Source organism: Arthrobacter sp. efr-133-TYG-120, from assembly GCF_030209785.1.
Classification (GTDB): domain Bacteria; phylum Actinomycetota; class Actinomycetes; order Actinomycetales; family Micrococcaceae; genus Arthrobacter.
The window spans coordinates 127,738-138,936 of record NZ_JARVRI010000015.1; the positions used below are offsets into that span (position 1 = coordinate 127,738).

7 protein-coding genes are annotated in these 11,199 nt (G+C 63.3%); 2 read left to right on the forward strand and 5 right to left on the reverse strand.

The features are described from left to right. The first annotated feature begins 439 nt into the window (after positions 1-439). The gene (locus tag QRN51_RS10725; RefSeq protein ID WP_284989822.1) at positions 440-1,603 is read left to right on the forward strand and encodes a chitinase; all 1,164 of its coding nucleotides are present in this window, start codon (positions 440-442) and stop codon (positions 1,601-1,603) included. Between the two features lie 202 nt (positions 1,604-1,805). On the opposite strand, the gene QRN51_RS10730 is transcribed toward QRN51_RS10725, so the two are convergent. The 5 genes from QRN51_RS10730 to QRN51_RS10750 all read right to left on the reverse strand — a co-directional run bounded on the left by QRN51_RS10730 (position 1,806) and on the right by QRN51_RS10750 (position 10,826). After that, complete coding sequence (locus QRN51_RS10730; RefSeq protein ID WP_284989823.1) at positions 1,806-2,579, reverse strand: hypothetical protein; 774 nt, start codon at positions 2,577-2,579, stop codon at positions 1,806-1,808. Between the two features lie 121 nt (positions 2,580-2,700). Beyond that, a complete protein-coding gene (locus QRN51_RS10735) occupies positions 2,701-3,705 on the reverse strand; it encodes a dTDP-glucose 4,6-dehydratase (protein WP_059387927.1) in 1,005 nt (334 codons plus the stop codon). 31 nt (positions 3,706-3,736) lie between these two features. Further along, positions 3,737-5,119 (reverse strand): nucleotide sugar dehydrogenase, encoded by a 1,383-nt coding sequence (locus tag QRN51_RS10740; RefSeq protein WP_284989824.1) that lies wholly within the window; start codon positions 5,117-5,119, stop codon positions 3,737-3,739. Positions 5,120-5,613: 494 nt separating this feature from the next. Then, positions 5,614-8,295, reverse strand: coding sequence for a helix-turn-helix transcriptional regulator (locus QRN51_RS10745; RefSeq protein ID WP_284989825.1), 2,682 nt, complete (start codon positions 8,293-8,295; stop codon positions 5,614-5,616). After that, positions 8,292-10,826, reverse strand: coding sequence for a helix-turn-helix transcriptional regulator (locus tag QRN51_RS10750; protein WP_284989826.1), 2,535 nt, complete (start codon positions 10,824-10,826; stop codon positions 8,292-8,294). The genes QRN51_RS10745 and QRN51_RS10750 overlap by 4 nt, the downstream gene beginning before the upstream one ends. 46 nt (positions 10,827-10,872) lie before the next feature. Here QRN51_RS10750 and QRN51_RS10755 point away from each other — a divergent pair, with 46 nt between their 5' ends. Beyond that, the gene (locus QRN51_RS10755; RefSeq protein WP_172465510.1) at positions 10,873-11,112 is read left to right on the forward strand and encodes a hypothetical protein; all 240 of its coding nucleotides are present in this window, start codon (positions 10,873-10,875) and stop codon (positions 11,110-11,112) included. The last annotated feature ends 87 nt before the right edge of the window (positions 11,113-11,199 follow it).

Consider the following 11,199-nt stretch of genomic DNA (forward strand, 5'->3'; position numbering starts at 1 on the left):
CACCGGCCCCCGCTCAGGGGCCCTCTCTCTGAGGGCGCGCTGCCGTCCGGCAGCGCCGTCAGTTGGCGCCGGGTCCATGGGAGGGACCGTGCTGGATCCCCCAAGAGCAGGTTCGAACTCCAGGCAAACGCCTTCTCGGTTTAATCCGCCGCGTCCTAATGCCGCTCGGACCAGAGCGTCCATTTCCATTGTGAGACCTGTCTTTCCCCCGTTGCCCTCAACCAACTGACACCATCAGCGTAAGAACCAGGGCGACGACGGACACGAGTACGCTCTACCCGTCTTTACACTCAACCTTGACGTCCGGACGGTGCCACTACTCGTGCGCTGCGCGCGCAACACCGGGCTCAAACGTCGGGGCGCGGGCAGGGGCGAATCCGATCCGTTCGTGGTCAAATGGTGCAATCAGGCAGTCGGAATTTAAGGATGGCGGAAGAGAGTGTCCAGGAACCGGGGAAGCGGCGCGTCCGTTTCGGCTGAGTCGGACGGCGCGCGGGACGTCCGTCGCTCGTCGTCCCCGGCCAAGGGACCTCGCCGCCAGCTGTCAGCTTTCGCCCGGGCCTGCATTGCCACAATCCTTGTGGTGGTGGGGATGGGGGGCATCCTCGTGTGGCGTTTTACCACGGACGCAAACGGTTCCCTCGAGCCCCCGTGGTTTTCCGGCTACGTCGACGTGACTGTGGTCCCTCAATACGCTTTCGAGACACCCGTGGGCGAGGGCACCAAGAATGTCACGCTGGCGTTCGTGGTGGCAATGGCTGGACAGCCCTGCACACCGAGTTGGGGTAGCACATACAGCCTCGATGCCGCGAAGACCTCGCTCAAGCTCGAAGAACGTATCGCCAAGCTTCGGTCAAACGGCGGCGCCTTCGCTGTGTCCTTCGGCGGCTCAGTCAACAGCGAGCTCGCCAACTCCTGCTCGAATACAACAGATCTGGAAAGGGCCTATCGTGCGGTCCTGGAACGCTACAACCCCGGAACAATCGACTTTGACATCGAGGGCGACAACCTGGCGGACAGCGCGGCCTGGCAGCGCCGCGCCGCAGCCGTCGCTGCCCTCCAGAAGGAGAGGATCAAGGAAGGGCACGCCCTCTCAATTTGGCTGACCCTCCCGGTCACCCCGCAAGGGCTGACCGACGCCGGAACCTCCGCCGTCGACCAGATGCTCGCCGCCGGCGTCGAACTCTCCGGGGTCAACATCATGACCATGAACTACGGTTCAAGCCGGAGCGAATCGCAAAGCATGCTCGATGCCGGAACCTCAGCGGCCCAGTCCACCAACGACCAGCTAAGCATCATCTACCAGCGTGCGGGAATCACCCTCAACAGCGAACAGATCTGGGGAAAGATGGGCCTGACCCCTATGATCGGCCGGAACGACCTCCCGGGCGAGATATTCGACCTTGACGCGGCCCGCGGATTGAACTCATTCGCCATCAGCAAGGGGGTTCAACGGGTGTCCATGTGGTCCTTGAACCGGGACACGTCGTGCCCCCAGGACACCCCCGAGGATCCGGCCAGCCATGTGTGTAGCGGGATCGAACAAGGAACCCAACGCTTCTCCGATGTATTGAGCGCGGGATTCCACGCCAAACTGCCCTGACCCGCCGATCAACGATCCCGCCGATTGGCAGGATCATGCCTGGCCTGGACGGTCCGCCCTGTTCTGGTTCTTGGCTTCGGCCGGGCGGGCGAGGTGCCTTCCGTTACCGTGCCGAAACAGCTTCTTAAGCCACTGCATGGATACCTCCGGTTTTCTTGGGACTGTCACTACCGGATTGCCTGGACGGCTCCGGTTGCCGGTGCTACTTCACTTGGCTGAACGTGACGATGTTCAGCCACGGTCCAGCGGGAACCTGGTCCCGTGGCACGAACTGCCAGTCGACTTTGTCCGACTCGCCATCAAGATCGGAGAAACCAAGGCACCCGTTGAGCGCAGGCGAGACGTCCATTCCGGCACCGTTGAACTTTTTGTTGGCCGGACGGGCGTCATTGGAGCCGAAAACGTAGTCCTTGTCGTGATACTGGCCCGGACCCGCATCTTCAATCTGTCCGTAGCATTCCCGGTTGCCCATCCGGATCCTGACCCATTGGTTCTTCATGTAACTGAAGGAACGGTTCTGGGCATTGCCCGCGAAACCCGGATCGTTTGCCCACGGGATGACACTGGCCCGTTCCGCGAAGGCGGTGGGATCGTTGACGTCGTCGTAAGGAAGATCGAGGTAGAACGGGTTCTCCTTTGGAGTCATGCTGGTCGGTGCATAGCCTTTGGCCTGCGTTCTCGCCTCGGTCTTGCAGCCGTTCGTCACGACGCCGTCACAGCCTCCATAGCTCTGCATCCACTGGGAGTCGTAGGTCGACATCACTTGGCTCCCGTCTGCCGCTTTGGGATCAAAGATCTCGCCGACCCAAAAGGTGGTGGACACAATCCCGGTGTGCCAGGGATACCGGCCGGCTGATTGCGTCGGACTCGGGCTCGGGCTCGGTCCACCGCACGCTGCCGTCAGCAAGGTCAGGACCGCAAGCACAGCCGCTCCACCCCGGCCGTGACGCTTGGATCCGGATGCTGGGCGATTCACATCGTGCTCCTGGAAAAGGGTTCGTCGGATCTTTCCTTGGACAAGGGCGGGCGACCGGTCAGCGCGTACTCCACTCACCCAGCCGCCCGTCCTTACGCTGTAGGCTATGCCGTCCCTTCGTTCACGACGCGAGGGTAATCTTCCAACCTGCCGGATCCAGGACTTTTGCGGGTTTGTAGTCGGCCGCGACGTTGAGGATGATCTCATCCAAGGTGGTCTTCGGCTCGAAGCCAACAAGCCCGAAGGACTTGCTGTTGTCCGGAACCCGCCGGCGCATGTCCTCGTAGCCCTCTGAGTAGGCCTGCTCATAAGGCACCAGAGTGATCGCGCTGCCGCTCCCAAGGAGTTCGACAATCCTCTCGGCCAACGTCAGGATCGAAATCTCGTAGCTGCCGCCGAGGTTGTACGCATTTCCGTAGGCAAGCGGTTCCTCGGAAATGCGGACGATGGCCGGAACGATGTCGCCGACGTAGGAGAAGCACCTGGTTTGATGGCCGTCTCCGTAAACCGTCAGGGGTTCACCGACGAGCGCCTGCCGCACAAGCCGCGGAACAACCATTCCATAGCGGCCTGTCTGCCGCGGACCGACCGTGTTGAAGAGCCGCACGATGGCAACCGGCAACCCGAATTGGCGCCAGTACGCGTGGGCAAATGCCTCGTCAATACCCTTGGCGGCTGCGTAGGTCCACCGGGACTTGAGCGCGGATCCCAGGATGCGGTCCGCTTCCTCCGAGAGGCTGTCCGAGGTGTTCTTACCGTAAATCTCGCTTGTGGATGCCAGCAACAGCGAGGCACCTGATTCAAGGACCGAGTCCAGGACCACTTCGGTGCCATGGATGTTCGTGCGAAGGCTCTCCAACGGGTGGTCGACGATCAAATTCACGCCAACCGCGGCGGCCAGGTGGAAGACCCTGTCGGCACCCGCCACCACCTTGTCCACTGCGTCACGGTCGAGAATGGTGCCCTCGACGAAGTGGAAGTTCCTGTGGCCGATGACGCCTTTGAGATTCTCCAGGCGTCCGGTCGACAAGTTGTCCAGCACGGCGACTTCGTCCCCGGCCGCCAACAAGTACTCAACAAGATGGCTTCCTATGAACCCGGCACCGCCGGTTATTGCTGTTTTCATTACTCCTGCTTCCGTCGAAAACCTGGTGGATCTAGAGCCGGGTTACGTTGCCGGCCTTGGGCAAGCGGTATGTCGTGTCCAGGACTGCCGGAGCTCCGGCCAGCCAGTCAAGTTCCATCTGGCTGTGCCTCGTGTGCAGGATCACCAGGTCCGCACCCCAGTCAGCAGGCGATTGCTCGGATTGAAGGGTCCCGCCATGGCCGTCGGGAGCCGTCTGGCACCAAGGATCCGAGAATGCCACTTCCGCTCCGTCGGCGATCAAGGCGGCAATGATTTCCAACGCCGGGGATTCCCGGAGATCTTCGACGTCGGGCTTGTACGCAACCCCGAGGACCATGACGCGTGCACCGGAAACACCGTGGTTACGGTCCGACAGGATACGCCGGGCCTTCTCCACTACCTGGTGCGGCCTGCCCGCAATCCCGGCCATCGCCTGCTCGATCACGGGGGCAGTCAAGCGGGCCTTGCGCAATTGCCACAGCAAGTAGTGGGGGTCGCACGGTATGCAGTGTCCGCCGACTCCGGGACCGGGTGTGAAGGCCATGAATCCATACGGCTTGGTGGACGCCGCATCGATGACGTCCATGACTTCCATGTTGAGTTCGTGGCAGATATCGGCGAATTCGTTAGCCAGGGCGATATTGACGGCCCTGAACGTGTTCTCCACAAGCTTGGTCATCTCGGCGACATCCGCCGACGGCACCACGTGAACCAACTTGGTGCTGGCGCTCAGGAGCCGTTCGGCAACTTCGCCGCACGCCGGGGTCACGCCGCCGACTACCCGGGGGACGTCTTCGTGGGAGAACGAATCCACGCCGGGGTTGATGCGCTCGGGCGAGAAGGCCACGAACACGTCATGGCCCGGGATAAGTCCCCGCGCTGCCAGGGGCAAAGCCAGGAGGTCGCGCGTGGATCCGACGTACGTTGTGGAGGTCAGCATCAGCAACTGGCCAGTGGTGGCGAAATCGACCACCGAGGCACAGGCCGCCCGCAGAATGGAGAGGTCCGGAACCAGGTACTCGTCCACGGGAGTGGGAACGCACACAACCACTGCCGCCGCGCGGGCAAGCAATGACAAATCGCTGCTCAGCATGAAGGTCGGGTCCAGCAGCGCGTTGCTGAGCCGCTCCCTGTCGGAGTCCAGAAGATCTGCCCGTTGCTCCCGGATCACGGCCAGGCGGGCGTCGGACACGTCAAGGCCGAGGACACGCCGACCGGAAGCGTTGATGGCGAGGGCCGTGGGCAGGCCCACATAGCCCATGCCCACGATCGCCACGTCGAAAGTAAACGCCTGATCTTGTGTGGTTGTCCGTGTTCCCGCGCCCTCCGGCCAAGCTGGTGCCTGCGTGTGCAAGGACTGCGAGCTCCCGTTGGGCTCTGCCTTGAGGGTCTTTACCTTCGTGTTCGGTGCCATGGTCAGTCGACCTCCCGGTGCCTGTTGTCTCCAGTGTGAAAGAAAGCCGGCGGCGGAACGGGACGTGCCCTGGTCTCAGAGGGCACATGACCGCCCGCCGCCGGCTCGATTGTGGGGGTGCCCGCGGAATGCGGGAAACCGGTCGCATTGGAGTTGACTTCTCGCTGGATCACCGGGTGGTTTTCCTGTAGCAAAGAATTCTTCCTGCGTTTCATCTCGAGACCCACTTATCCCCAAATGAGTGGCGGTTGCCATCAGGAAAAGCGTATTAACGAACCCCCAAGGCGGGCGCGAGTGGGCTCTACCCGTCTTTGGATGCGCGGTCCCTCCCGCGGCGATTGACTACCCGTCCGAGCGCTTTTAACCACTCGATTCAGTACTCGCTTTTAGGCCTTTCGCCCTTTGCGTGCCGTCTGTTCAAGCGCACGACGGCGGAACGCGGCTTCGGGGAAGCGGTCACCCGATCCCAGTGGTCAACCCAGTCGCGCCTGCGGCTAGCCCAGTCCCTGCGCGCCGTGGGCACCGTTCATCAAGTCTTCGCGGTGGCTGATGCCAAGCTTGGCGAACATTCGGTACAAGTGGCCTTCAACCGTGCGCAATGACAGGCCCAAGCTCAGCGCAATGTCCTTGTTGCTCGATCCCGACTGCACGAGCGTCGCGATTTCCTGTTCGCGCCGGGTCAGCTTCTGGAGATCCGGGGAGGCTCCTTCAACGGCCGGGCCGGCCTTGTCGAGAGCGGCGGTGCGACGCTTGAGGAGTCGCTGTCCTTCGAGCTGGCGAGCCTTGTCCCCCCTGCTTTCCAGGATCCGTAGGGCGTGGCTGGCGCAGTCAGCGGCGGCAAGCTCCAGTCCGTCCTTGGCTGCCGAATCACTCAGCTCAATGAGGCGATCCGCGTCCTTGTGCGCGAGGGCAAGCCCGACGCTCAAGGCGAACTCCGCAGTGCGGCCTTCGCTGCCCTGGGCTACCGCTACCAGCCGACGCGCCACACTGGGGTCTCCCAGCCTCAGGACTAACATCAGGATGTCGATCTCGGCGCCGATAGCCCCGTCCGCGGCCGCGGAATCCGCAAGGGACATGAGTCTCGAGATCGCCGTTTGCGTTCCGGTGTGCTCGGCTCGCGCAACTGCCGCATGACCTTGTGCCAGCAGCGACGGATGCACGCCTTCCCGGACCAATGTGTCGTATTCGTTCGAGTACGTCATCGCGGTTTCCCGGCGTTTCAGGATCGACGCCGCGTAGGCGGCGGCAGCAACGGCGTCGGGCAAGTCGCTCCCCATGTCGGAGACGCGCAGCATGCTGACAGCCTGGCGAAGCCGGGGCAGGGCCACTCCCAGGTCTCCCCGGCGCAGGTCCACCATTCCGGCAGCCAGGTGGAGCATCCCGCCCGAATAGATCAGGGAGTTCGGTGCTTGGGAAACATGGTTCTTGAGGAACGTTTCAAGAACGCCGAATTCGCCTGCCTGCTGCAAAGCCAGGATGTATCGGCGCATCACCATTCCTGCGTACTGGAGGCTCCAGTCGCCGCTCGCGGCGACCATTTCCTGTATCTCCATCAGAATCTGGATGGCGGACACCGGCCGTCCCGTGACCGCCATGGCCTCTGCGAGGAGGGTGCCCGCCACGAGGCGGGACTCGTCGTCGTCCGCTTCTTTCCAGATCTGGCGGAGTTCCCGCTCTGTCTCGACGTAGTGGCCTTCCGTTTGGAGGCCTTCCAGCGAAAGGAGCCTGCTTCCCAGTTTCCCGCGTTCCAGCTCATCGGGGTCGATGTCCTGACGGGATTCGGCAAGCCTGGCCAAGGCTGCCTCCCATTCGTACGCAGCCTGTTTGATGGCGTTCGGCCCGACGCCTTGCCGCCCGGCGAGCTGGGCCGCCAACATCGATGCCTGCCGGACCGTCCGCGGATCATTGGTCCGATCCACGACCCCCGCAAGCGAGGACACCGATCCCCTGATGTCGCCCCGGTACCATTTGGCCCGCGCCACCTCTACTTGGGCGGCAAGCCTCAGGGACGGATCCTTGATCGCGCCGGTAACCCGCTCCACGTAGCTGGGGATGAACAACCGGTTTGCCAGCTGGGCCGCCTCCAGGATGTCGGAGTCCGGAACCTCGGTGCCCGATTCCAATCCCCAGGAGACGTAGCGCAGCAGCCCGTCCATGGTCTGCGGCTTGGACTCCATGAGGTTCACGATGCGCCGCCGGATGGTCATGCTGTGGGCGGTCGGGACCAGCTGGCGGATGACTTCGCCAACCAGCGGCTGGGCCAGCCGGACATGCCGCTCGGGGTCGGACGCAATCTCGATGAAGTGCAGTTCCTGCAGTTCGTCCACGGCGCTGGAGTCGCCGGCCCGTTGCACGACGTTCAGCGGGACAGGCTCGGCGAGGGCCACCGTCTCCAGGGTGTCGCGCTGCGCGGCGCCCAGCATCAGGATCTGGTTCCGGACAAGGTCCATCAAACGCACGCTGGTTCCCCGAAGCTCACCCGAAAGCATCCAGGCGTCGTTGCGGCAGACCAGTTGGCCCAACGACTTGGCGTGTTCGATGAGTTCCAGCAGGAACATCGGGTTTCCACCCGAGTACTTGCAAAGGACGGCGCTGGTGCCCTGGACGACGGGCGCATCCAAGGCCTGGGCGCAAAGTTGGTTGACTTCCTGCTCGTTGAGCGGCTGCAAGTCGAATCGGTCCACGAGTCCCTCGGACCACATCGAGAAGACCTCTGCGGGCGGCGCCGGATACGGACGGCAAAGGAACACGACCTTGGCGGCTTCCGCGGCTGCCAACTGGGCCAGGACAGCCACACTGCTGTCATCGATGTGATGTGCGTCCTCCACGATCAGGACCGCCGGTGCCGGATGTGGCTGGCCTGCCGGGTTCAACGCCGCGACCACGGCCCTCAGGACCGACAATGGCTCGTTGATCTGGCTCGGGGTCAAGGCCGTCAAAAGGGGCGCCAAGGCAGCGAACGGTACCGAGGCCAGGGTTGGACCGGCAAAGACCCTGAAGGGGCGGACACGTTGCCCTAATTCATAGACCACTTCGTTAATCAGTGCCGTCTTGCCGATGCCCGCGTCACCGAAAAGCAGGACTCCGGGCCCATTGGCGTCGAGAAGGCAGTCGACGACGGCGGCCATCACGTTGAATCGTCCGACAAGCGCATCGGCCGCAACCACTTCAGTCATTTCGCACCACCTTCGACGTTGCCAAGCGCGAAGCTCAGCTCAGAGCGTTCAACGATTTTCAGCTTGCCGAAGATCTGGTAGAGATGCCCTTCCACCGTGCGAACTGAAACATGGAGCTTCGCGGCGATACCCTTGTTGCTCTCCCGGTTCGCCGCCAGCTTGGCGATCTCCATCTCGCGAGCGGTCAGCTTCAATCCCTCTTGGTTTCCGCTTTGCGGGGTGCGCAGGCGCTGCCGGCACGTTTCCGCGAGCTGCCGCGCCTTCCTGAGGGCCGTCTTGTCCAACTGAACCTGGTCCAGCTGCAACACCGTCTCCGCGATATCGAAGGCGAACCTGTCGTTCTGCATGTCTTCGGCCAACCGTGCAGCCTCAAGAAGAAGCTCTGCGCTTCCGGACATCGTCGCCCGTGCGTACGCAACGCACAGTTCCGCGAATCGTCCCTGGCAGCGGAGTGCCGAGTCCAACAGCCGTGGAGCGGCTGCCACCGCGCCAAGCCGAACGGCTGAACTGAGGCAAAAGATCTCGTGACCGGGGGCGCCCTCGTCCCGGTCGGCGTCGGCCAAGCGGAGGAGCTCCTCGACGGCGGCATCCGGGCCGTCGACCCGATCACGGGCCAACGCCGCGAGGTACCTCTTCGTCCGTTCCTTCCGCCACGTCGGCCGGCGCAGCTGGGTGGAGGCTTCCTTCAGGTAGCGCAGGGCCTGCTCCTGCTCGCCCTGCAAAGCCGAGGCGTAGGCCGCCGCAGTGCAGGCGACATCCAACATGCCTTCGTTGTCCTGGACGCGCAATTGGCTTATGACCGGAATGAGCGCGTCCAAACCGTCCTGGCCCCGTCCCTGGAGGCACCGGAAGATCGCTTTGGGAAGATCGATCGCTGTAGGCAGTGCCTCGGCGACGGAAACCAAGAGGTCGTCGCCGGGTTGGACCATTTCCGCCTCTTTATCCCACCGTCCTGCAAGTACGAAGGCGAACCGTAGCCGCGATGTGGCGCGTCGGGCCGCCGCGACCGAAACAGCAGGATCATGGCAGTCAGCCGTCAGCTGTTCCGCCATGTCCGCCGCCTCGGATTGCCGTCCCGTCAGGGCCCACGCCTCGCACAGCCAGCTTCCGGCAAGGAGGCGGAACTCGGTGCCGTGCGATTCAAAGTCTTGAAGAACTTCTTCCAGTCTTGCCGCCATCTCAGCGTAGGAACCCGAATAGCTGGCTGCCTGCGATTCGGCAAGGACAAGTTCCTCCCGAAGTGTTGCGATGTCCTGCCCTTCGCCGGTTTCGGCTTCGAGCCGCTGCCTTACGCGGGCCAGCGTTTCGCAGGCTTGCGCCGTGGTTTCGGGAAGGGCCAGAAGGACTGCGGCCTCGGCCAGCTTGAGCCGGACCCATTCGGCCAGGGTGGCTTCATCCCCGGGTTCATCCAAGTGAAGACCCAGCAGCTCCCGGGCCGCAGCGACGTCACCCAGTGTCATCATCGCGCGGGCTTCCTCGGCTACTGCCCCGGGCACCGTGGAGTGGCCCGGAATGGACCGGACCAAGCGCAGGGCCAGCCGCGCATCAAGTTGCCGGTTCGCCATCGCGGCAGCTTCAAGCGCTTCTTCCCTTCCCAGCTTGGCTCCGCAGTCCAATGCCCAAGCGGCCATGGATAGCAACATCGAGCGTTGGCCAAGGGCCGGATCCATCGATTTAAGGAGCAGGCCCCGGAGTTCGTTGCTGCGGCCAGGGGGTACGTTCGCCCGGACCACGTCACCGACCAGCTGGCTTTGGAGCCGGGCCATCCTGGGCAACGAGTCGTCGACGACGAGGACGCCCCTTTTCTCAAGGGAGTCCACATCGTCCGCTGAGGCGAGTGCCAGCAGGGATTCCAGGGGCACGGCCCTGGCCAGTGAAAGGATCTCCAGGACTTTGCGCTCACCGTCGCCCATTCGCCCAAGCCGCGTGGTGATCAGATCGGTGATTGCCCTGCCATGCTGTTCGCTCCGGGACGTCAGGACCCAGACGCCGTCGCTTTTCAGGAGCGAACCCGATTCGGCGAGCTCCGCTGCGAGCATCTTGAGGTAGTGCGGGTTGCCCCCGCTGGCCGTCCACAGGGCATGGGCGCCGGACGGGGAGACCTGTGCTCCGAGCCCGGCTTCGAGCCAGGCGTGCGATTCCTGGAAAGTCAGGGGCTTGAGGTCGATCCGGTGCAGGAAGCCATCCCCGCACAGCCGCGTGATCTCGCCGCAGAGCCGCTGCGGGTCGGTGCAGGTGAGGACAAGTTGCGCTGTGCCGTTCCTCGCAAGTTGGGCCACTGTCATGGCCGCCAGCTCATCAAGCTCGGTCGCGTTTTCTATGACCAGGTACACCGGCTTTCCCTCGGAGCGCTCACGGAGCAAATTGGTGAGTGCCGACAACACCAGGACTGGATGCGCCAGGTATCCCGGGTCAAGATCGCTCAGAAGGATATTGAGGGCGCCGTACGGTGATCTCGCCAACGCCGCGCTGCCGCGGATGACGACGACGAATGAGCGCCCGCGTAGTTCGTTCACCGCGCGAGTAGTCAAGTAGCTCTTGCCGCTCCCCGACGGCCCAGTAACAAGGACGCCACCCTTGGAAGCTGCCAGCGCGACGGCGATGTCCTCAACAGCGGCTCTGGGTCCAATCGGCGGCCAGGCCGTCGAAATTACCGATTTGCCTCCGGTTCCATCCGACGAAGACGTCGCCGAAGATGCGTCGAACGCCTGGTACCGGGACGCGTTCCCGGACCGAACGGCATGGACCGTAGATGCACTGCCTGCTGTCAACATGAGCGAGACCCCCAGTGATCGAGTGGTGACACCCCCCAATTAACCAGCTGGCCGTCAGGCCCACACCAGTAGTGAGTACTCGACTTTCCTGGTGCCGGATACTCGTATGCGGGTGTGAGTACCTTTCCCC

Excerpts from the sequence above, each read along its gene's own strand:
- QRN51_RS10735 (WP_059387927.1), bottom strand. The coding sequence starts at position 3,705 with ATGAAAACAGCAATAACCGGCGGTGCCGGGTTCATAGGAAGCCATCTT.
- QRN51_RS10740 (WP_284989824.1), bottom strand. The coding sequence starts at position 5,119 with ATGGCACCGAACACGAAGGTAAAGACCCTCAAGGCAGAGCCCAACGGG.
- QRN51_RS10745 (WP_284989825.1), bottom strand. The coding sequence starts at position 8,295 with ATGACTGAAGTGGTTGCGGCCGATGCGCTTGTCGGACGATTCAACGTG.